Below are 22,434 nucleotides of genomic sequence, written 5' to 3'. Positions count from 1 at the left end.
TTCGGGCCGGTATTGGCACTGCAGATCACAGTCGCAAAGACAGGGATGACCATGACGTCTGACATCACGCCCGCGATCCGCGTTCACAATCTATCGAAAACCTTCCGCAAAGGGTTCCAGACCACCCGGGCGTTGGATAACGTCAGCCTGACCATCGACGCTGGTGAAATGGTTGCCCTGATCGGCGCCTCGGGCTCGGGAAAGTCGACCCTGATGCGTCATATCTCCGGCCTCATGCTTGCCGACCGTGCCGGCGACGGCATGATCGAAGTTCTGGGGTATCCGGTTCAGGAAAACGGCCATCTGGCGCGCGGGGTGCGCGCCGTACGAGGCCGTGTCGGGGTTATCTTTCAGCAATTCAATCTGGTCGATCGGCTGTCGCTTTTGACGAATGTCGTGCTTGGCGTGCTCGGCCAGATTCCGGCCTGGCGGGGTTGGTTCGGGCTGTTCACCCGCGAGGAAAAGATGCGCGCCCTGGAAGCGCTCCGGCGTGTCGGCATCGATCAGTACGCGACGCAGCGGGCCTCGACCCTGTCCGGCGGCCAGCAGCAGCGCGCCGCCATCGCCCGCGCCCTGGTTCAGCGGGCGGAGATCGTATTGGCGGATGAACCCATCGCGTCCCTTGATCCGGAATCGGCACGCCGGGTGATGGAAAATCTGGCCCGCATCAACCGCGAGGACGGCATCACTGTCGTTGTGTCCCTGCACCAGGTCGATTTCGCGACCCGCTACTGCGCGCGCACGGTGGCGCTGCGCGACGGCGTGGTCGTCTATGACGGGCCCAGCGAAGCCCTGACCCACGATTTCCTGCGCGAGCTTTACGGCGCCGCCGGAGAGGAATTGATTTTGCCGGGCCCCATCGCCGCCGGCCCCCGGCGCGTGCCGATGGCCCGCCAATTGCGCCCGGCCTCCGCCTGAGCGGCCCTGCGCGCCGTTTTTTTCCGCCCGTCCCACATTCACGTGCCCACTCAACTCAGGAGGAAGTCGAAAATGTTTAAAAAGGCCATGATCGCCGGCATCGCGCTGGCGGCCTTTGCTACGGTTCACGTTGCGTCCACCGGAGCGGCCCGGGCCGACATGCCGAACCCGTTGACCTTCGGGATCATTTCCACGGAATCGTCCCAGGGCCTGAAGAAAAGTTTCACCCCGTTCCTGGAAGCCATGGGCAAGCAGCTCGGTGTCGAGGTGAAGGCATTCTTCGCCTCCGACTACGCCGGGGTGATCGAAGCCATGCGCTTCAAGAAAGTCGACATTGCCTGGTTCGGCAACAAATCGGCCATGGAGGCCGTCGACCGTGCCGGTGGAGAGGTCTTCGTGCAGACGGTCGACGTCACCGGCAACCCGGGCTACTGGTCGCTGCTGCTGACGCAGAAGGACAACGACAAGCTCAACAAGCTTGAGGACGTGCTGAACTGCGACAAGTCGCTGACTTTCGGCAACGGCGATCCGAACTCCACATCCGGGTTCCTGGTGCCCAGCTTCTATGTGTTCGCCAAGAACGATGTCGACCCTAAGAAGTGCTACAAGTCGGTGCGCAACGCCAGCCATGAAACCAATGCGCTGTCCGTGGCCAACGGCCAGGTGGATTTCGCCACCAACAACACGGAATCCCTGTCGCGCCTGCAGAAGAACCACCCGGATGCCTTTGCCAAGATCAAGGCGATCTGGAAATCGCCCCTGATCCCCAACGATCCGATCGTGTGGCGCTCGGACCTGGACAAGGGCGCCAAGAGCATCATCAAGGGCTTCTTCCTGTCCTATGGCCGTCTTGGGCCGAACGCCGAAAAGGAACGCCAGATCCTGTCCGGCGTCAGCTCGGGCTGGGCGCCTTTCGAGGATTCTTCCAACGCGCAGCTTTATCCGATCCGCCAACTCCAGCTGTTCAAGGACAAGCGCAAGCTGGCCGGTGACGAACGCATGGACGCGGCCGACAAGGCCAAGAAGATTGCCGAAATCGACCGCAAGCTCGATGTGCTGAAGATTCTCAGCGAAAACCAGCTGGCTCTGCGTTAGGCCTAGCCTTCCCAAGGCGCCGCGCCCGCTTTGGGCGCGGCGTCCGTTTATTCCCCGCACTTTCCAAGAATGGAAGCTTCATGACCGTGATCGACAACACCGGCGCCGCCGCCCAGCCGCTGACGTTGCCTGCAAGGGACGTCAAGCGGTCGACCGTGAACATGCTGGGCTGGGTGGTGGTCCTGGCGATTCTGGCTTGGGCCTGGGAAGGGGCGGAGATGAACCCTCTGGCCCTGGTCGAATACGCCGACAACATGGCCGAATTCGCCTCCGGGTTCTTTCCGCCGAATTTCTATGAATGGCCAACCATGCTGCGCGAGATGCTGATCACCGTGCAGGTCGCCATTTGGGGCACGGTGCTCGCAGTTGTCTGCTCGGTGCCTTTGGGCATTCTGTCGTCCCAGAATTTGGTGCCCTGGTGGGTTTACCAGCCGACACGCCGGCTGATGGACGCGGCCCGCGCCATCAACGAATTTGTGTTCGCCATGCTGTTCGTGGTCGCCGTGGGCCTGGGACCGTTCGCGGGCGTCCTGGCCTTGTGGGTCCATACCACGGGCGTGCTGGCCAAGCTGTTTTCCGAAGCGGTCGAAGCCATTGATCCCAACCCGGTCGAAGGTATCCGCGCCACCGGCGCCGACGCCATTCACGAGGTCATCTTCGGCGTCATTCCGCAGGTCCTGCCGCTTTGGATTTCTTTCTCGCTCTACCGGTTCGAAAGCAACCTGCGCTCGGCAACGGTGATCGGCATTGTCGGCGCCGGCGGCATCGGCATGGTGCTGTGGGAATTCATCCGCGGGTTTTATTATGCGGAAACCGCGGCGGTGATGCTCATCATCATCGGCACAGTGACTTTGCTCGACATCGTTTCCCGGATCCTGCGTCAACGCTATACCTGACTTTTGGTGCCGGATGATCGCCTTGTGAGCGTTCCTTTATTACCCGCTTGGCCGATTTGTGCGAATCGGCTACGGTTCCTGTCTGGGCCTCTTGGGGGGGCTGCTGCCCGACCGGAGGTCGTGCGGACATTCGAATGAGGACACAACAACAATGCGTAGGACGCAGGTATGAGCACCGAAGTTGCCACCGCCGCTGGGACGGCCGTAACTGGCGATGACCGCAACGCGGAAATTCGCGACGAAATCTCCAGCCTTCAGACGGAAATCGCCCAGGTCGGAAAGGTCGCCGAACAGATTGATGCGATCGCCAAGCAGACCAACCTCCTGGCCCTGAACGCGACCATCGAGGCTGCCCGTGCCGGCGATGCCGGCAAGGGCTTTGCCGTCGTTGCGGGCGAGGTCAAGAACCTGTCGGCACAGACCGCGCGGGCAACCGCCGAAGTCGGCGAGGTTCTGGAAAACCTCCGCCGCCGCGTCGATCACCTGGCCAGCCTTCTTTAAAAGCGGATTATCGGTTGCTTGATGTCCACCTGCCCGGAGCCGGGTGGGGGGTATCGGCTGATCCTTGACGGATTGCCGGCTTAGGCAATTTGGCGGCCGCGCCGCCATACCCCCATGATCGTCGGCAGATCTTGGTAGGACTTCACGCGAACAAGATCGGCGGACTTGCCGGGGGTGATTTCGCCGCGGTCGGTCAGACCTGCCATGGCGGCAGGTTCGGCCGTCACCATGGCGACGGCATCGGGCAGGGCGATCCCGTGGTTGTCGACCAGGATGAAGGCCGAATGGATCATGGAAATCGGCACGTAGTCGGACGCCAGACCGTCCAGCAGGCCGGCCTCGGCCAAGTCCGCGGCGGCGACGTTGCCCGAGTGCGATCCGCCTTTCACGATATTGGGGCTGCCCATGATCGTTTTCATGCCGTGGGCATGGGCGGCCCGAGCGGCGTCCAGGGTGGTCGGAAATTCTGAAATCAGGATGCCTTCCTGGTGCCCCTGGGCTACGTGTTCGGCCGTGGTGTCGTCGTGGCTGGCCAAGGGGATGCCGCGCTTGCGTGCTTCCCCGATGACCGCCTGGCGATTTTGGGCGCTGTAATTCTTCTGTCGTTCGATCAGGCCGTCGATCTGGGCGTCCAGTTCCGCCGCGGTGTAGACGCGGCTGTATACCTTTTTCCACTTGTCCAGGTCGCGCCATTGGCGCTGGCCTGGGGTGTGATCCATGACCGACACCAGGGCGACCAAGGGATGGTCGATGATATTGGCCAGTTCGTTCATCACCGTGTCGGACGCGACCTCGGCACGAATGTGCAGGCGATGATCGGCCTTCATCAGGTCATCGTCGATCGAGGCCGTGAGGACGTCCCTGGCCAGGTCCAAAGCGCCCTGGCGGCCCGGTTTGCCAAGGTGCATATCGCCGACGACCAGGGAATCGAAGACCGTCGTGACGCCGGCGGTGGCCAGCATGCGGTCGTGCACCTGAAATGCGGCTAGGCCCGGCCATTTCACGCCGGGACGCGGTTCCAGGTGCTTTTCCAGATTGTCCGTGTGGATGTCGACCAGGCCGGGGATCAGAAAGTCGCCCTCGCAATCAATGGCATGGGGCAGGCCGCTGCGCCCGTCATCGACGTCGCGGATCACGCCGTCGGCGACCCGCAGCGTGCCGGTGAAGGCGCGTTCGCGGGTAACCACCGTGGCATTGGTGAAAATCAGTTCCGAAACCATTGAACGACTATTTACCACGATGTTCATCATCCCGCGCACCTCTGTTCATCGGCGGCATTGGGGGAAGCCGACCGGTATCGTTCCAATCCTCTTAGAGACCGGGCGTGTCCAGACGGTGACCCTGGGATGACGTATGGATGACAGCGCCGCCCCGGAGGGCAAGGGTCAGGTCGAGGGTTCGAACAGCAGTTGTACGCGGTCACCGGCGAACCGGGTCAGGCCGTATTCGATGGGCTTGCCGTCCGTGTCCACGTTGATGCTTTCGGCGACCAGCACCGGCCGGTTGGGCGGCTGACTGAGAAGCTGGACTTCATCGGCATCGGGCATGCGGGTTGTGACGCGGGTGATCTTGCGGAAGAAGTCGGTGACACCGAACTGAGCAAGAGCCTTGGAGATCGACCGTGATTCCTCGAACGCTTCGATCATGCTGGGGAAGCGTGCGGCGCAGAAGTAATGGTCGGCGACGCTGATCGGCCGTCCGTCGGCCTCGCCGATTGTGCGTATCAGGGATACTTGCGCCTCTTCCGCAAGATCAAGAGCTTCGGCGACGTCGGCCGTGGCCTTGACCCGTTCGCTCAACAGAACCCAGCCGCCGGGCTGGCGGCGCTGGGCCATGATGTTTTCCGTGAACCGGGTGCGGCGGCGCACGGGGTAGTCAATGACATGTTCATGGACGAAGGTGCCGCGGCCTTGTTCGATGCGGATCAATCCTTCCTGCTCCAGCGCCTTCATGGCGCGGCGCACGGTATGGCGGTTGACGTTGAAGCGTTCGGCCAGGTCGTGTTCCGTCGGCAGGCGGGACCCAGGCGCGATCATACCACTGGCGATGTCGTCGGAAATCTGTTCCTCGATTTGGCGCCACAGGGATACACCCGATCCGCGTTTCACTCTCGTTGGGTCCATGACTTGACCTCATTCCATCCCATGATGATGCGTTCCCGACCGTGTCATTGAATCGTCATGACTTGTCGATTTACTTGCTGGGTACGTCAGGCCATATTATCACGAAAGAAATAGACGTCTAGACAAATATCCAGTTTGTCTATTCATATCGCAAAGGCCAGCGCGGGACTTTGCGATGGATTAAGGCTGGCGGAGATTCGAGCGAAAATGGCCCATTTTTCCAATTCCCAGGCTCCCGGTGGGGCGGCCGGTTCCGATGACCGCGCGGAATGGATGGGCCTGCTGGCGCGCGCATCCGAAGCCGAGTTGGAGGCCGCTTGGCGGGCGTTGGTGTCCGATCTGTCGGCCTCGGATCAGTCGACCATGGCATACGACGTCTTGCGTTCGCCGCAACAGGGCCTGGCGATGGTGCGGGGACGCGCCGGCGGTGATGGTCAGGCCTTCAACCTTGGTGAAATGACGGTGACCCGTTGCTCCGTGGGACTGGCGGACGGAACCGTCGGGCACGGTTATGTCGCCGGCCGCTCAGCGCGCCACGCGGAATTGGCGGCCCTGTTCGACGCGCTGTTGCAGACCGGTACCTGGGCGGACCGGGTGATGGCGTGCGTCATCGCGCCGTTGCGGGCATCGCGCGCCATGGCACGGGCGCGGACTGCCGCCAAGACGGCGGCGACCAAGGTTGAGTTCTTCACCCTGGTCCGTGAACAATCGGCGGATTCCGAATGACCACTTCGACGGGTTCAATGGCGGGTGGTCTGGCTGCGGGGTTCCATGACCCGGTACATGATTCGCAGGGCGTGTTCCGCGATGTCCTGCGCGCGATGTCACGGCCGGGCGAGGTGCGGGAAACGGCGGTCCAAATCGATCCGCCGGCCCCGTTGAACATAGCCGGGGCGGCGGTCTGCCTTGCTCTTCTGGATTTCGAAACGCCGCTGTGGATTGACGATGGCGGCCGTGATGCGGACGGGGCGACGGCATTCCTGACCTTTCACACGGGCGCTCCTCGCGCGGCGGGACCGGCCCAGGCCGATTTCGTCCTGATCGCCGACGGCAGGATATTACCCGCTATTGATACGTTCCATCAGGGCACGGACGAGGCCCCCGAAGGCTCGGCGACCCTGATCGTGCAGGTTGCCGATCTGGCGGCGGCGTCCCCCGATGCTGCGGGCGCCTGGCGGCTGAGTGGCCCGGGCATCGACGGTGCCGTGGGGCTCCGTGTCGCGGGCTTACCAGGTGGGATCGTCGATGACCTTGCGCGCAACGCGGACCGCTTTCCCCGCGGCATTGACCTGATCCTCTGCGCCGGCCGGCGCATCGCCGCCCTGCCGCGCACGACGCGGGTGGAGGGCTGACGCCATGTACGTCGCGGTCAAGGGTGGGGAAAAGGCCATCGACAACGCCCATGCGCTGCTGGCCGAGGAACGGCGCGGTGATGCCGGTGTACCGGAACTGACGCTCGATCAGATCAAGCAACAGATGTCGCTCGCCGTCGACCGGGTGATGGGCGAGGGCTCGCTCTACGATCCCGATCTGGCGGCACTCGCGATCAAGCAGGCCCAGGGCGATCTGGTCGAGGCCGTGTTCCTGCTGCGCGCCTTCCGTACGACCTTGCCGCGCTTGGCCGTCTCCACGCCCGTCGACACGGCGGCGATGACGATCCGCCGGCGTATCTCGGCGACGTTCAAGGATCTGCCGGGCGGACAGGTGCTGGGCCCGACCTATGATTACACTCATCGCTTGCTCGACTTCGCCCTGGCGGCGGGAGCACCGGTACCGCCCGCGCCCGAGGGCGATCCGGCGGTGATGGCCGATGCCATGCCCCGGGTCACGGATATTCTGGCCCATCAGGATCTGATCGAGCCGGAGGCGGGCGATGCGGATGCGGACGGCAAGGTCGCGGACCTGACCCGTGAGCCGCTGTCCTTTCCCGCCGGGCGTGACCTGCGCCTGCAGAACCTGGCCCGCGCCGACGAGGGCTTTCTGCTGGCGCTGGGTTATTCGACGCAGCGCGGCTACGGCCGCAGTCATCCCTTCGCCGGGGAAATCCGCATGGGCGAGGTCGCCGTCGAGATCGTGCCCGAGGAACTGGGCTTTGCCATCGAGATCGGCGACATCACCGTCACCGAATGTCAGATGATCAACCAGTTCGCAGGCTCGGCGACGGAGCCGCCCCAGTTCACCCGGGGCTATGGCTTGGTGTTCGGGCGTTCGGAACGCAAGGCCATGTCCATGGCCCTGGTCGACCGCAGCCTGCGCGCCCGCGAACTGGGCGAGGAGATCGAGGCCCCGGCCCAGGACGAGGAATTCGTGCTCTACCATTCCGACAACGTCGAGGCTCAGGGCTTCGTGCAGCACCTGAAATTGCCCCATTACGTGGATTTCCAAAGCGAACTCGTTCTGGTCCGCGCCCTCAGGCGCGAGGCGGCCGCCCGGCGAAGCGAGGCCGCCAAATGACTCAGGCATCGGACCAGGCATCGGGAATGACGGACGGCGGTTACAACTTCGCCTATCTGGACGAACAGACCAAACGCATGATCCGCCGGGCGATCCTCAAGGCCGTCGCGATTCCGGGCCATCAGGTGCCCTTCGGGTCGCGGGAAATGCCGCTGCCCTACGGCTGGGGAACCGGCGGCATCCAGGTCACGGCTTCGATCATCGGCCTTGCGGATGTGCTCAAGGTGATCGACCAGGGGGCGGATGATACGACCAACGCGGTGTCCATCCGCCGCTTCTTCGCGCGCACCGCCGGGGTCGCCACGACCGAGGCAACGGAAGCGGCGACGATCATTCAGACCCGCCACCGCATCCCCGAAACGGTGCTTAAGGACGACCAGATCATCGTCTATCAGGTGCCGATCCCGGAACCCTTGCGCTGGCTTGAGCCGCGCGAAGCCGAAACCCGCACGATGCATGGCCTTGCCGATTACGGTGTCATGCATGTGAAGCTCTACGAGGACATCGCCACCTATGGCCATATCGAGACGTCCTACGACTATCCGGTTCTGGTCAACGGCCGTTACCTGACGGCGCCGTCGCCGATCCCCAAGTTCGACAATCCCAAGATGCACGGAATGGCGGCCCTGCAGTTGTTCGGCGCCGGGCGGGAAAAGCGCATCTATGCCATCCCGCCATATACCCGGGTCGAAAGCCTGGATTTCGAGGATCACCCCTTCGAGGCCCAAAAATGGGCGGCCCGCTGCGCCATCTGCGGCGCCGAGGACAGTTTCCTCGACGAGGTCATCACCGACGACCACGGCGGGTCCATGTTCGTCTGTTCCGACACGGACCACTGCGGTCGCCGTGTCGCCGATGGCCACCGGGGAGACGGCGAATGATGGCCGGCGCCGCCCCTCAGGACGCCCCGCTTCTCAGCGCACGCGGGATCACCCATTCCTATGGGGCGCGCATCGGTTGCCGCGATATAGATTTCGATCTGTGGCCGGGCGAGGTCTTGGGCGTGGTCGGTGAAAGCGGGTCCGGCAAGACGACCTTGCTGAACTGCCTGTCGGCGCAGGTGATGCCGTCGTCGGGCAAGCTGACATACCGCCTGCGAACGGGGGATCAGGCGGATGTCTATGCCCTGACCGAGGCCGAACGCCGCATGCTGATGCGCACGGACTGGGGCTTCGTGCATCAGAACCCGCGCGACGGTTTGCGCATGGGGGTCAGCGCCGGGGCCAACGTGGGCGAACGCCTGATGGCCGTGGGCGCGCGCCATTACGGTGCCATTCGTGACCAGGTCACGGATTGGCTCGGCCGGGTGGAAATGGATTTGGAGCGCATCGACGATCTGCCGTCGCAGTTTTCCGGCGGGATGCAACAGCGCGTGCAGATCGCGCGCAATCTGGTGTCGGGGCCGCGTCTGGTGTTCATGGACGAACCCACGGGGGGGCTCGACGTATCGGTGCAGGCGCGGCTGCTCGACCTGCTGCGTGGTTTGACCAACGATCTGGGCTTGTCCGCCGTGATCGTCACGCATGATCTCGCCGTGGCGCGCCTGTTGTCGCACCGCCTGATGGTCATGCGCCGGGGCGAGGTGGTGGAGCAGGGGCTGACCGATCAGGTTCTGGATGATCCGCAGCACGCCTATACCCAGCTTCTGGTTTCCTCGGTGCTGCAGACATGAGCGCGCCGTTGATCCGCATTGAGGGCCTGTCCAAGTCCTTCGTTCTGCACAACCAGGGCGGGGTTGAGTTGCCCGTGTTCCGGGACATCGACCTGGAGGTCTTCGCCGGTGAATGCCTGGCCCTGCACGGCCCGTCGGGCACGGGGAAAAGTTCGCTGATCCGACTGATCTATGGCAATTATCTTTGTCCTCAGGGGCGTATCTTGGTCCGCCACGAGGGACGGGTCACCGATGTCGCCCGCGCTCTACCGCATGAAATTCTCGACCTGCGCCGCCGCACCATGGGTTACGTCAGCCAGTTTCTCCGCGTCATTCCCCGCGTACCTGCCCTGCAGGTGGTGGCCGAGCCGCTGCGCGTCCAAGGGGTCGACGCGGCGGCGGCGGAGCGGGCGGCGGGCGAGATGCTGACCCGTTTCAACATCCCCGAACGCCTGTGGCACCTGGCGCCGGCGACGTTTTCCGGCGGCGAGCAGCAGCGCGTCAATCTGGCCCGTGGCTTCATCGTCGACTATCCGATCCTGCTGGTGGACGAGCCGACGGCCTCTCTCGACAAGGCCAACCGGGACGTGGTGATCGACGTGATCCGGCAGGCGGCGGCACGTGGAGCTGCGGTTGTCGGCATTTTCCATGACGCCCAGATGCGGGACGCCGTGGCGACCCGCGTTCTTGACCTGGCCCCCCCCGGGGCGGCGGACTAGGTGCCCGGTGCCGGAGATCGCGTGACCCAGCCCTTGGAACGGTATGCCGTCTATTTCGTGCCAGACCAGGATACGGCGCTTTGGCAGACGGGCTGTCGTTGGCTCGGCCGGAATCCGGATGGAACCGCGGGCGATGCGCCCTTGCCGCCGCCGCAAGCGGCCGGGGCCGGCATTGCCGAGGCGGATTGGGCGGCTATGACGGCCGACCCCCGACGCTATGGCTTCCATGCGACCCTGAAGCCGCCCTTCCATCTGGCCGAGGGCCGTGATCTCGCGGATCTGGATACAGCACTGGCGCGCTTCGCTGCCGGGCGCGCGGCCTTTCAATCGGCAACGTTGTCGGTCACGTGCCTCGGCGGCTTTCTCGCACTCTGCCCTTCGGCGCCTGCGGTTGACCTGGAGGTTCTGGCCGCTGATTGCCTGCGGACGTTTGAGCCGTTCCGGCGCCCTTTGGACATGGAAAATCTGTCTCGGCGGCGGGCGCAGGGGCTCACGCCCCGGCAGGATGCTTTGCTGGAAACCTGGGGCTATCCCTTCGTCCTGGAGGAATTCCGCTTTCACTTGACCTTGACAGGACGCCTCACGGACGCGGCGGCGGCCCGCTATCGGCCGTTGCTGGAAGATCTGTTCGCGGAATCCCTGGTTGCTCCGCTTGCCGTGGGCGGCGTCGCTCTGTTCCGTGAGCCGGCCCCCGGCGCCCCTTTCGAAACCGTCCGCCGCTATCTTTTTTCCGTGCGCTGATGCGGGTCGGCTGAACGTCCTCTATATCGTGAAAACGTAATTTATTTTCAGATAATTAGCTCGTGTTAACCCATGCGGTCCGAGGCCTTCACAAGGGGCTTTTGGCGGTTGTCGGCGTAAAATTATTCAAATGAGTCTCAAAAAAAACCATTGATCTTTCCTAGTGGGAATGATCTTATTTTCACTGTGGTATACCAGATGCCAAAGAGCTCAAAAGAGTCAAAGCAAGGTGTATTACAATGTTTGGGAAGACATCGACCAAGTGAATTGACAGGACCGTCTGATCCGACCGCCGGATAAAAACAATACAGGCGCAAGGGGAAGACATTTAATCGCCATTCGACTTCGGCTTATACTGTGGCCGAGTGCGCTATGGCGCTATCAACAACTGGGAGGACACCCATGAAGACTTTTGTCAAGAAACTGCTGGGCGTCGGCATCACTGTCGGCCTGGTTTCCGGTTTCACGGCCATCGCGGGCAAAACTGCCCTGGCCTGGGAGCCGGTTAAGCCGATTCAGTTCGTCGTGATGGCCGGCAAAGGCGGGGGCGCCGACAAGCTGGCGCGCCTGATCCAGTCGATCATCGAAAAGCATAAGCTGTCGCCGAAGCCCGTTACGCCGATCAACAAGCCCGGCGGTTCCGGTGCGGAAGCCCTTGTGTACATGAAGAACCACAAGGACCCCGACCATGCCATCATGGTCACCCTGAACAGCTTCTACACCACGCCGATGCGCCAGCCGAAGCTGGGCGTCGACCCGATGACCTTCGCGCCGATCGCGCGGATGGCCGAAGATACCTTCGTTCTGTGGGTTCACAAGGACGCCGGCATCAAGACCGTCGACGAATACGTGAAGGCCGCCAAGGCTGCCGGCAATCAGTGGATCATGGCCGGTACCGGTAAGGCGTCCGAAGACAACCTGCTCGCCGACTTCCTGAACGCGGCCTATGGCCTGAACATGAAGTACGTCCCCTACAAGGGCGGCGGCAAGGTTGCCAAGCAGCTGGCCGGTAAGCACGCCAATTCCACGGTCAACAACCCGTCGGAAGCCCTCGGCTTCTATGAGGCCGGTACGGTCGTGCCGCTGGCGTCGTTCACGGATGAACGTCTGCCGATGTTCAAGGACACGCCGACCTTCAAGGAACTGGGTCAGGACTTCGTCTACTACATGCAGCGTTCCGTCGTCGGTGCGCCGGGCATGAGCAAGGACGCGCTGGCCTTCTATCAGGGTGTGTTCAAGAAGGTGTACGAAACCACGGAGTGGCAGACCTACATCAAGAAGAAGAGCCTGCAGGGCGAACTGCTCCAGGGCGATGCGCTTGCCTCCTATTGGAAGCGTGAAAACGAAGTGCATCGCAAGATGCTCGTCAAGATGGGCGCCATCAAAGGCTAAGTCTGTCTGAATTCTGAAGAAACGATATAAGGGGAGGTTCCGTCGTCATGCGTCGTGCTGAAATTATCACTGCTCTCTTGATGGCGGGCCTCTCCATATATCTCATGGTCAAGAGCGCCGAGCTGCCCATCGGCTGGATCCCCGGCGAGGGGCCCGGCGGCGGCTTCTGGCCCTTCTGGCTGTCCGCGTTCATGCTCGGCTCCATTATCTGGGTGGTCGTCAACTGGTTCCGCCGGGCGAGCCCACCCTCTCAGTCGGAAGAGCCCTATCTCGACGCCTACGGTATGAAGATGTTTCTTCTCGTCGGCGGTGGAATCACGGGCATGATCGCCCTTGTCGACATCATCGGCATGCATCTGGCGGCGGCGGTCTTCCTGATCTACTACATCCGCTTTCTGGGCGGGCATTCGTGGAAGGTCACCCTGGGTGTTGCCTTGCCCACGCCGGTCGTGACGTTCCTGTTTTTCGACATCGCCTTGCGCAAATTCCTGCCCACGGGGTTCATGGACCCCCTCTACATCCCGCTCTACGACTTCTTCCTCTAGGCCTGTCGGACGGGAGGTCCCGGCCTAACGGAACACGAGCGGAAAAATCTCTGGTCTACAAAAGACCAGGAACCACGAAACATGACGGCCATATCCGGCAAAGATCGGCGCCGTCCGGGGGAACAAAGTAAAGAACAATGGAACTTATCGGTCTTCTGTCAGACGGTTTTCTGGTCGCCTTCGAGCCGCTTAACCTCGGCCTGATCGTGCTCGGCGTTGTTGTCGGCCTGTTCGTGGGCGCCATGCCCGGACTGGGCTCCGTCAACGGCGTCGCCATCCTGCTGCCCATGACCTTTCTGGTGCCGCCCGCGTCGGCCATCATGTTCCTGGCCGCGCTTTACTACGGCGCCATGTACGGCGGCGCGATTTCGTCCATCACCCTCGGTATTCCCGGCGCCTCGACGGCCGTGGCCACGACCTTCGACGGCCGCCCGCTGGCCATGTCGGGCGAGGCCGACAAGGCGCTGATCGCCGCCGCGCTGGCGTCCTTCGCCGGCGGCACGATCTCGATCGTCCTGTTCACCCTGTTCGCGCCGCCCTTGGCCTCGGTCGCCCTCGACTTCGGCGATCCGGAAATCTTCGCGCTGATGATCCTGGCCTTCGCCACCTTCGTCGGCTTGTCGGGCGACGACATCGCCAAGACGGTCTTTTCCATCTGTATCGGCATGGTGATGTCGGCGATCGGCTTCGACATTATCTCGGGCGAACCGCGCCTGGTGCTGTTCGACCTGATCGGCTTCCAGTCCAAGATCAACTTCCTGGTGCTTGCCATCGGCATCTACGGCATCGGCGAAATGATGTGGACCATCGAGGTCAGCCGCGGCGAAACCATGATGTCGAAGGTGACCGTCTCCGTCGAACGCGTGATGGGCAACCTGAAGATCATCTGGGGCACGTGGAAAGCTTGGTTCATGGGTTCGGTTCTGGGCTTCTTCGTCGGTATTCTGCCGGCGGCCGGCGCCACGCCGGGCTCCCTCATGGCTTATGGCGTCGCCAAGATGACGTCGCGCGAACCGCACAAATTCGGCAAAGGCGCGGTTGAAGGCGTGGTCGCGCCGGAAGCTGCCAACAATGCGGCCTCCACGGGCTCCATGCTGCCCATGTTGACGCTGGGCATTCCCGGCTCGCCGACCACGGCCGTGCTGCTCGGCGGCATGGTGATCTGGGGTCTGCAGCCCGGCCCGCGCCTGTTCGTCACGGAAACGGATTTCGTTTGGGGCCTGATCGCTTCTCTCTACGCGGCGAACCTGTTCGCGGTTATCATCAACATCGCGTTCATCCCGCTGTTCCTGTGGTTCCTGCGTACACCCTTCACCATCCTTGCGCCGCTGATCTTCGTGCTGTCCATGGTCGGCGGGTTCGCCTCCACGGAACGCATGTTTGACGTCTGGCTGATGTTGATCCTGGGCGTCGGCGGTTACCTGATGCGCAAGTTGGATTATCCGGTGGCGCCGGCGGTGCTGGCCATCGTGCTCGGCCCCATCGCGGAACCGGCATTGCGCCAGTCCCTGCTGATTTCCAGCGGCGACGTCATGGTGTTCTTCAATCGGCCGATCTCCGGTCCGATCATGATCATCGCGTTGATTTTGTTGTTCATGCCGGCCTTCCAGGTCGCGTGGCGTCGCATCCGCGGCAAGAAGCCGATGGCGGGATAAATTACAGCCGTGACGGCGGGGCCGCTGCGCGGTTCCGCTGAGCGGTACGGGAGGTGATGTTAAGGGCGGAAAGTGCTGGCTTCTGGTTTCTGGTGTATTGTATACCACAGCGAAAGCGGCTATACCCTCGGCCAAGCTGGCGGAGGGCAAGTGGGAACCCGCCGGCAACATGATCAACTTAGGGGACTCCCCGGGACATAACCATGGAAAGAGAAGCCGAAAGCATCGCCGATACGGAAGCGACAGGGGCGTCCGGACTGGTCGTTCAGCCGATCGACGCGAACTTCTCGCTTAAGGACCGGATTTACGATTCCTTGCGGCGGGCGATCACCTCCATGAACATCTATGCCGAGGATGCCGAACTTCGACTCGACGAACGAAAGCTTTCCGAACAGCTTGAAATCAGCCGCACGCCGATCCGCGAAGCCCTGGCCCGTTTGGAGCAGGAAGGCCTGGTTCATATCGTTCCGCGCAAGGGCGTATTCATCGTGCGCAAGACCAAGCGCGAAGTCCTGGAATTGATCACCGTCTGGGCGGCGCTGGAAAGCATGGCTGCACGGTTGGCAACCGAGGTCGCTTCCGATGAAGACATCGCCGAACTGCGGACCATGTTCGCGGACGTCGAAAGCGAAGAGGCCAAGGCCGCGATCGACGAATATTCATCCAAGAACATCCGTTTCCATCAGGCGATCCTGAAGCTCGGCGGCTGCAAGCTGATCCAGGATATGTCCGACAACCTGTTTATCCATATGCGTTCGATCCGGGCCCGCACAATTTCCGAGGGCGATCGTGCCAAGCGATCTGTGATCGACCACATGCATATCATTGAGGCGCTCGAACAGCGGGACGCCGAACTGGCTGAAAGACTGGTCCGGGAGCATTCCATGAACCTGGCCCGGCATATCGAACAACACGTGGATTATTTGGACTAGGAACAATCCGTCGGGCATCCGGTCTGCCATCGGCAGACGGGAGTCTGACTTCGGTCCAGCAGAGACCGCAAGGGAGAACAAAGAAATGGCAAATACGGCAACCGATACCCAGGCGCAGGAGGCCCCCGAGGCCGGCACGCTTACGGATGGTTTTCACCTCGTCATCGACGCGCTGAAGCTGAACGGTATCACCAACATTTATAACGTGCCGGGGATTCCGATCACCGACCTGGGCCGCTTCATGCAGGCCGAGGGCATGCGCGTTCTGTCGTTCCGCCATGAACAGCATGCCGGCTATGCGGCTGCCATCGCGGGCTACCTGACCCAGAAACCAGGTGTCTGCCTGACCGTGTCGGCGCCGGGCTTCCTCAACGGCCTGACCTCGTTGGCCCATGCCACGACCAACTGCTATCCGATGATCCTGATTTCCGGCTCGTCAGAACGGGAAATCGTCGACCTGATGCAGGGCGACTACGAGGAAATGGACCAGCTCGCCATCGCCAAGCCGCTGTGTAAGGCCGCCTATCGCGTGCTGCATGCGGAAGACATCGGCATCGCCGTCGCCCGCGCCATCCGCGCCGCCGTGTCGGGCCGCCCGGGCGGGGTTTATCTCGACCTGCCGGCCGCCCTTCTGGGTCAGACCATGGATGCCCTGAAGGGCCAGCAGTCGCTGGTCAAGGTCATCGACCCGGCCCCGGCGCAGCTGCCGGCACCGGAAGCAGTCACCCGGGCGCTCGACGTCCTGAAGTCGGCCAAGAAGCCGCTGATCATCCTGGGCAAGGGGGCTGCCTATTCCCAGGCCGATGACAAGATCCGCGAACTCGTCGAAAAATCCGGCATCCCCTACATCGCCATGAGCATGGCGAAGGGCTTGCTGCCGGACGATCACGATCTTTACGCCGGCGCCGCGCGCTCCCTGGTTCTCAAGGAATCGGACACGGTCATGCTGATCGGCGCCCGGCTCAACTGGCTGCTCAGCCACGGCAAGGGCAAGCAGTGGGGCGACGCGCCGAAGAAGTTCGTGCATATCGACATCGATCCCAAGGAAATGGACTCCAACGTCGAAATTGCGGCCCCCATGGTCGGCGATATCGCGTCCTGCGTCGGGTTGCTGCTCGACGGCATGGGCGGCGACTGGAAGACTCCGCCCGCCGACTGGATCAACGCGGTCAAGGCCAAGCGCGACGCCAACGTCGAAAAGATGGCGCCGCGTCTGCAGAACAACAACGTGCCCATGGACTTCCACGGGGCCCTTGGAGTGCTCAAGCGCATCGTCGCCGACAACCCGGACATGATTCTGGTGAACGAAGGCGCCAACACGCTCGATTTCGCGCGTTCCATCATCGACATGTTCAAGCCGCGCAAGCGCCTGGACGTTGGCACCTGGGGCGTCATGGGCATCGGCATGGGCCAAGCCATCGCGGCCGCGGTCGAAACCGGCGAACAAGTGCTCTGCATCGAGGGCGACAGCGCCTTCGGGTTCTCCGGCATGGAGATCGAAACCATCTGTCGTTACAACCTGCCGGTCTGCGTGGTGGTGTTCAACAACGGCGGTATCTACCGCGGCACCGACAAGAACCCGACCGGTGGTTCCGACGTGGCGCCGACCGTGTTCGTCAAGGATGCGCGCTACGACAAGATGATGGAGGCCTTCGGTGGTCTCGGTTTCTACGCGACGTCCCCGGACGAACTGAACCAGGCGGTGACGGAGGCCATCAAGGCCGGTCGGCCGGCCCTGGTCAACGCGGTCATTGATGAAAACGCCGGCACGGAAAGCGGCCGCATCGGCAACCTGAACCCGCAGAGCGTCGTCGCGAAGAAGTAACGCAGCTCTATTCGATCAAAACTGAATAACGGGAACGAACAATGAAAGCTCTCGAAGGCGTCAAAATTCTCGACATGACCCACGTGCAGTCGGGTCCCACCTGCACCCAGCTTCTGGCTTGGTTCGGGGCCGACGTGATCAAGGTGGAACGTCCGGGTGTTGGTGACGCAACCCGCAAACAGCTGGTCGATGTGCCCGGCGCCGACTCGCTCTACTTCACCATGCTGAACCACAACAAGCGCTCGGTGACGCTGAACACCAAGTCCGACGAGGGCAAGGCGATCTTCACCAAGCTGATCCAGCATTGCGATGTGATGGTTGAGAACTTCGCCCCCGGCGCGCTCGATCGCATGGGCTTTTCCTGGGAGAAGATTCAGGAAATCAACCCGCGCATGATCTACGCCTCGGTCAAGGGTTTCGGCCCGGGTCCGTATCAGGAATGCAAGGTCTACGAGAACGTCGCGCAATGCGCCGGCGGCTCGGCCTCGACCACCGGCATGCTGGGCGATGTTCCTATGGTCACGGGGGCCCAGATCGGCGACAGCGGCACGGGCCTGCATCTGGCCCTCGGCATCGTCACGGCGCTGTTCCAGCGCACCCATTCCGGCAAGGGTCAGCGCGTCGAATGCGCCATGCAGGACAGCGTCCTGAACCTGTGCCGCGTCAAGCTGCGCGACCAGCAGCGCCTGAAGGCCGGTCCGCTGACCGAATATTCCCAGTTCGGCGAAGGCATTCCTTTCGGCGACGCCACGCCGCGCGCGGGCAATGATTCCGGTGGCGGCCAGCCGGGCCGCATTCTGAAGTGCAAGGGCTGGGAAACCGACCCCAACGCCTATACCTACTTCATCACCCAGGCTGCGGTGTGGGAGAAGATCTGCGACGTCATCGGCAAGCCCGAATGGAAGACGGACGAGGACTTCGCCACCCCGAAGGCGCGCCTGCCGCACCTCAACCAGATCTTTGGTGCGATCGAAGATTGGACCATGACCAAGACCAAGTTCGAGGTCATGGAAATCTGCAATCCGCTGGACATCCCCGTCGGTCCGATCCTGTCGATGAAGGAAATCGCCGAGGAGCCGAGCCTGCGCGACACTGGCACGGTGGTCGAGGTCGATCATCCGGAACGGGGGGCTTACCTCACGGTCGGCAACCCGATCAAGCTGTCCGATTGCCCGGCCGACGTGAAGCGCTCGCCGCTTCTGGGCGAGCATACGGACGAAATCCTGGCGGAAATCGGCCTGAGTTCTGACGAAATCGAAGCCGCGAAGACGGGCGGCGCGGTCTGACCGCCCCCCGTTCGCAGCGAAACACAAAGATCCCCAAGGGAGGACCCTCATGCGTTTGATCCTTAACGGCCAGCAGGCCTTCGGCAAGGCCACGTTGGAAGCGATCCTGGAAAAGGGCACGGACGAAATCGTTGGCGTGTTCTGCGCGCCGGACAAGGAAGGCAAGCCGGCCGATCCGGTGAAGGAATTCGCCCTGGAAAAGGGGTTGCCGCTGTTTCAGCCGCCCAACTACACGGATAAGGAAGTCTTGGACCACATGCGGTCCCTGAAGGCCGACCTGATGGTCATGGCCTACATGATCATCTTCGTGCCGGAAGAAGCCCGCGACATTCCAACCCACGGATCGATCTGCTTCCATCCGTCACTGCTGCCCAAGCACCGCGGCCCGTCGTCCATCAATTGGCCGATCATAGGCGGCGCCACGGAAACCGGGATCACCATCTTCTGGCCTGACGACGGCCTGGACGAAGGTTTCATCCTGCATCAGGACAAGGTCGCGATCGGCCCCGACGACACGCTGGGGGACATCTACTTCGGCAAGATTTTCGACCGCGGCGTGGCAATGATGCTGGAAGCCATCGACATGGTGAAGGCAGGCAACCCGCCGAAGATTCCCCAGAACGAGGACGAAGCCACCTACGAATCCTGGTGCCGCAAGAAGGACATGCAGATCGATTGGTCGAAGCCCGTGGCCGAGGTCTACAACCAGATCCGCGGCTGCAACCCGCAGCCGGGTGCCTGGACGACCATCGACGGCAACGAACTGTCGATCTTCGATTCCCGCAAAGTGGACGGCGACACCGGCGGCAAGCCGGGTGAGGTCGTCGGCATCGAAGACGATCACATCCTGGTCGCCGCCCCCGGCGGTGCCGTCAAGGTGATGCGTCTGCGCCCCCATGACGATAAGAAGATCACCGCACCGGAATACGTGGCCAAAGTCGGCCTGCAGAAGGGGAAGGTGTTGGGCGCCTGACCGGCGGCCGCCATCGACCCAGAGGAAACAACCCAGGCTCCAGAGATCCCGAAAGAGGGACGCGAGAGGAAACCATGCCCAAAAGTGATATCGAAATCGCCCGCGAAGCTACCATGAAGCCGATCGCCGATGTCGGCGCCGAGAAGCTGGGCATTCCCGGCGACGCGCTTCTGCAGTACGGCCCGCACAAGGCCAAGGTGGATATGAACTACCTGAAGTCGTTGGAGGGCAACCCCGACGGCAAGCTGATCCTGGTCACCGCCGTGACCCCGACCCCCGCCGGTGAAGGCAAGACCACGACCACCGTGGGCCTGGGCGACGGTCTGAATAAGATCGGCAAGAAGGCCATGATCTGCGTCCGCGAACCTTCCCTCGGCCCCTGCTTCGGCATGAAGGGCGGGGCCGCCGGCGGCGGTTACGCCCAGGTCGTTCCGATGGAAGACATCAACCTGCATTTCACCGGTGACTTCCATGCCATCGGCATCGCCCACAACCTGCTGGCGGCGCTGATCGACAACCATATCTATTGGGGGTTGGAGCCGGCTATCGACAGCCGTCGCGTCGCCTTCAAGCGCGTCGTCGACATGAACGACCGGGCGCTGCGCCAGATCACCAATTCGCTGGGTGGCGTCGCCAACGGCTTCCCCCGCGAAGACGGTTTCGACATCGTCGTGGCGTCGGAAATCATGGCGATCTTCTGTCTGGCGACCAGCCTGCAGGATCTGACGGAGCGGATCGGCAACATCGTGATCGGCCACAACCGCAACCGCGAGCCGATCTACGCCCGCGACGTCAAGGGACCGGGCCCCATGTCCGTGCTGCTCAAGGAAGCCATCGCGCCGAACCTGGTGCAGACGCTGGAAAACAACCCGGCCTTCATCCACGGCGGTCCGTTCGCCAACATCGCGCATGGCTGTAACTCGGTCATCGCGACCAAGTCGGCGCTCAAGCTTGCCGATTATGTCGTGACCGAAGCCGGTTTCGGCGCCGATCTGGGTGCCGAGAAGTTCTTCGATATCAAGTGCCGTAAGGCGGGCCTTAAGCCGGCGGCGGCGGTCATCGTCGCCACCGTGCGCGCGCTCAAGATGCACGGCGGAGTGGGCAAGGCTGACCTGGGCACGGAAAACGTGGACGCAGTCACGAAGGGTTGCGACAACTTGGTGCGCCACATCCGCAACACCAAGCAGTTCGGTGTGCCGGTGACCGTTTGCATCAACAACTTCATCACCGACACGGACGCCGAACTGCAGGCCGTGATGGCCGCGGCCGAGGCTGAAGGCGTGAAAGCTTTCATCGCCACTCATTGGGCGGACGGCAGTGCCGGCACGGAAGAACTGGCGAAGCATGTGGTCGAACTGGCTGATTCCGGCGTGGCCGACTTCAAGCCGCTCTACCCGGACGACATGCCGCTGCGTGACAAGGTCGAAACCATCGTCAAGAAGATCTACGGCGGTGACGGCATTTCCTGTGATGGCGCCATCGAAAAGCGTTTCGCGGAATTGCAGAAAGATTACGGACACTTCCCGGTCTGCATGGCGAAGACGCAGTACAGCTTCTCGACCGATCCGGACGCCAAGGGCGCACCGACGGGCTTTACCGTGCCGATCCGCGAACTGCGGCTGTCGGCGGGGGCAGAATTCATCGTCGCCGTGACCGGCGCCATCATGACGATGCCGGGCCTGCCCAAGGTGCCGTCCGCGAACAACATCTACCTGAATGACGAAGGTCAAATCGAAGGTCTGTTCTAGACGCTAGAGTGATCTGACCAATTCCGGCAGCCCCGGCCATCATGGCCGGGGCGGTCCGGACACAACGGGAGGACAATCATGAGCATCAGAAATATTCTTGTTCCCGTGCGCGGTGACGGGAAGGGCGAATTGGTCCTGAACGCCGCAGTGGCACTTGCGAAGAAATTTGATGCCCATATCGACGTTGTCCATGCCCGAATGGGATCTCAGGACATGCTGGCCTACGGTGCGACCCTGGCCGGCGTGCGTGACGTGGTGAACGAGATCGCCGAGACCCATGCCGCCGACGAAGAGGCCCGGGTCAAGAAACTGTACCTGGATTATTGCCAGCGCCATGGCATCGCCAACATTACGGAGCCCCGCAACGATGAGAAGGGGGTGTCCGCCTCGTGGCACGAGGAAAAGGGCCGCCAAGCCAATGTCGTCGCCCGCCGCGGCCGGCTCACCGATATCATCTTCGTGGCCCAGCCCGATGGACAATTGGGTGTCAATACCTTCGAAGCGGCCCTCATGGAAACCGGCAAACCCGTCGTCTGCGTGCCGCCCCGGGACATCAAGGAGATTGGCAACAAGATCGCCATCGCCTGGAACGGCAGCGCCGAGATTTCGGCCGCCGTCACGTCGTCACGGCCGATTGTCGAAGCCGCGGCCAAGTTGCTAATTCTGTCTGCACCGGAAACTCATGGTGACGATCTGCCCGCGTCGGACCTCGCCAACTATCTGCGTTGGCACGGCCAGCAAAGCGAAATTCAGATGCTCAATTGCGATCCGCAGGAGGTTGGCCAGACACTTTTGAAGGCTTGCGCCGACAACGCTATCGACTTGTTGCTGATGGGCGGTTATGCCCACGCCCGGCGCCACGACTTCAAAATCGGCGGGGTCACCCAATACGTGGTCGAGAAGGCCGAAATTCCGGTTCTCTTCCACCACTAAGTCCTGCATTTAGCGGGATTTCCCCCCACCATTTCCACGACCCGGAA

Annotated in this window: 22 protein-coding genes; 20 read left to right on the top strand and 2 right to left on the bottom strand. The window is 62.4% G+C overall.

The window, feature by feature from the left end:
* Positions 1–51: 51 nt before the first annotated feature.
* From phnC to KFF05_13635, 4 genes are all read left to right on the top strand, one after another.
* Complete coding sequence (gene phnC, locus KFF05_13650; GenBank protein ID UTW50962.1) at positions 52–918, top strand: phosphonate ABC transporter ATP-binding protein; 867 nt, start codon at positions 52–54, stop codon at positions 916–918.
* Between the two features lie 72 nt (positions 919–990).
* Complete coding sequence (phnD, locus tag KFF05_13645; GenBank protein UTW50961.1) at positions 991–2,013, top strand: phosphonate ABC transporter substrate-binding protein; 1,023 nt, start codon at positions 991–993, stop codon at positions 2,011–2,013.
* Positions 2,014–2,093: 80 nt separating this feature from the next.
* Complete coding sequence (phnE, locus tag KFF05_13640; protein ID UTW50960.1) at positions 2,094–2,909, top strand: phosphonate ABC transporter, permease protein PhnE; 816 nt, start codon at positions 2,094–2,096, stop codon at positions 2,907–2,909.
* 168 nt (positions 2,910–3,077) lie between these two features.
* Positions 3,078–3,410 (top strand): chemotaxis protein, encoded by a 333-nt coding sequence (locus KFF05_13635; GenBank protein UTW50959.1) that lies wholly within the window; start codon positions 3,078–3,080, stop codon positions 3,408–3,410.
* Positions 3,411–3,490: 80 nt separating this feature from the next.
* On the opposite strand, the gene KFF05_13630 is transcribed toward KFF05_13635, so the two are convergent.
* Positions 3,491–4,630 (bottom strand): alpha-D-ribose 1-methylphosphonate 5-triphosphate diphosphatase, encoded by a 1,140-nt coding sequence (locus tag KFF05_13630; protein UTW53721.1) that lies wholly within the window; start codon positions 4,628–4,630, stop codon positions 3,491–3,493.
* A 165-nt stretch (positions 4,631–4,795) separates the two neighbouring features.
* Complete coding sequence (phnF, locus tag KFF05_13625) at positions 4,796–5,533, bottom strand: phosphonate metabolism transcriptional regulator PhnF (GenBank protein UTW50958.1); 738 nt, start codon at positions 5,531–5,533, stop codon at positions 4,796–4,798.
* A gap of 207 nt (positions 5,534–5,740) precedes the next feature.
* Between phnF and phnG the strand changes: the two genes are divergently transcribed.
* The 16 genes from phnG (at position 5,741) to KFF05_13545 (ending at position 22,387) form a co-directional block, all read left to right on the top strand.
* Positions 5,741–6,259, top strand: a complete 519-nt coding sequence (gene phnG, locus KFF05_13620) for a phosphonate C-P lyase system protein PhnG (protein ID UTW50957.1) — start codon at positions 5,741–5,743, stop codon at positions 6,257–6,259.
* Positions 6,260–6,276: 17 nt separating this feature from the next.
* Positions 6,277–6,885: a phosphonate C-P lyase system protein PhnH gene (gene phnH, locus KFF05_13615; GenBank protein UTW53720.1), complete on the top strand. Its 609-nt coding sequence runs from the start codon at positions 6,277–6,279 to the stop codon at positions 6,883–6,885.
* 4 nt (positions 6,886–6,889) lie between these two features.
* Complete coding sequence (locus KFF05_13610; protein UTW50956.1) at positions 6,890–7,987, top strand: carbon-phosphorus lyase complex subunit PhnI; 1,098 nt, start codon at positions 6,890–6,892, stop codon at positions 7,985–7,987.
* Between the two features lie 26 nt (positions 7,988–8,013).
* Positions 8,014–8,868: an alpha-D-ribose 1-methylphosphonate 5-phosphate C-P-lyase PhnJ gene (locus KFF05_13605; protein UTW53719.1), complete on the top strand. Its 855-nt coding sequence runs from the start codon at positions 8,014–8,016 to the stop codon at positions 8,866–8,868.
* Positions 8,868–9,659 carry a phosphonate C-P lyase system protein PhnK gene (gene phnK / locus KFF05_13600; GenBank protein UTW53718.1) on the top strand — a complete coding sequence of 264 codons (792 nt, stop codon included), beginning with the start codon at positions 8,868–8,870 and terminating at the stop codon, positions 9,657–9,659. The genes KFF05_13605 and phnK overlap by 1 nt, the downstream gene beginning before the upstream one ends.
* On the top strand, positions 9,656–10,357 hold the full coding sequence (phnL, locus tag KFF05_13595) for a phosphonate C-P lyase system protein PhnL (protein ID UTW50955.1): 702 nt from the start codon (positions 9,656–9,658) through the stop codon (positions 10,355–10,357). Before phnK ends, phnL begins: the two co-directional genes overlap by 4 nt.
* 33 nt (positions 10,358–10,390) lie before the next feature.
* Entirely contained in the window at positions 10,391–11,098 is a 708-nt protein-coding gene (locus tag KFF05_13590) for a DUF1045 domain-containing protein (protein UTW53717.1), read from the top strand.
* A gap of 402 nt (positions 11,099–11,500) precedes the next feature.
* On the top strand, positions 11,501–12,490 hold the full coding sequence (locus tag KFF05_13585; GenBank protein ID UTW50954.1) for a tripartite tricarboxylate transporter substrate binding protein: 990 nt from the start codon (positions 11,501–11,503) through the stop codon (positions 12,488–12,490).
* 47 nt (positions 12,491–12,537) lie between these two features.
* On the top strand, positions 12,538–13,035 hold the full coding sequence (locus KFF05_13580; GenBank protein ID UTW50953.1) for a tripartite tricarboxylate transporter TctB family protein: 498 nt from the start codon (positions 12,538–12,540) through the stop codon (positions 13,033–13,035).
* A gap of 137 nt (positions 13,036–13,172) precedes the next feature.
* Positions 13,173–14,690, top strand: a complete 1,518-nt coding sequence (locus tag KFF05_13575) for a tripartite tricarboxylate transporter permease (protein ID UTW50952.1) — start codon at positions 13,173–13,175, stop codon at positions 14,688–14,690.
* 203 nt (positions 14,691–14,893) lie between these two features.
* Positions 14,894–15,622 (top strand): GntR family transcriptional regulator, encoded by a 729-nt coding sequence (locus KFF05_13570; GenBank protein ID UTW50951.1) that lies wholly within the window; start codon positions 14,894–14,896, stop codon positions 15,620–15,622.
* An 85-nt stretch (positions 15,623–15,707) separates the two neighbouring features.
* Positions 15,708–17,447: an oxalyl-CoA decarboxylase gene (gene oxc / locus KFF05_13565; GenBank protein UTW50950.1), complete on the top strand. Its 1,740-nt coding sequence runs from the start codon at positions 15,708–15,710 to the stop codon at positions 17,445–17,447.
* 41 nt (positions 17,448–17,488) lie between these two features.
* Positions 17,489–18,733, top strand: a complete 1,245-nt coding sequence (gene frc, locus KFF05_13560) for a formyl-CoA transferase (GenBank protein ID UTW50949.1) — start codon at positions 17,489–17,491, stop codon at positions 18,731–18,733.
* Positions 18,734–18,782: 49 nt separating this feature from the next.
* A complete protein-coding gene (locus KFF05_13555; protein UTW50948.1) occupies positions 18,783–19,706 on the top strand; it encodes a methionyl-tRNA formyltransferase in 924 nt (307 codons plus the stop codon).
* A 74-nt stretch (positions 19,707–19,780) separates the two neighbouring features.
* A complete protein-coding gene (locus tag KFF05_13550; GenBank protein ID UTW50947.1) occupies positions 19,781–21,454 on the top strand; it encodes a formate--tetrahydrofolate ligase in 1,674 nt (557 codons plus the stop codon).
* A gap of 78 nt (positions 21,455–21,532) precedes the next feature.
* Positions 21,533–22,387 (top strand): universal stress protein, encoded by an 855-nt coding sequence (locus KFF05_13545; protein UTW50946.1) that lies wholly within the window; start codon positions 21,533–21,535, stop codon positions 22,385–22,387.
* Positions 22,388–22,434: the final 47 nt, after the last annotated feature.

It is taken from the genome of bacterium SCSIO 12827 (assembly GCA_024397995.1).
GTDB lineage: Bacteria > Pseudomonadota > Alphaproteobacteria > Rhodospirillales > Casp-alpha2 > UBA1479.
The sequence above is the reverse complement of the archived record's forward strand: the minus strand, read 5'-3'. Positions and strand labels throughout refer to the sequence as shown.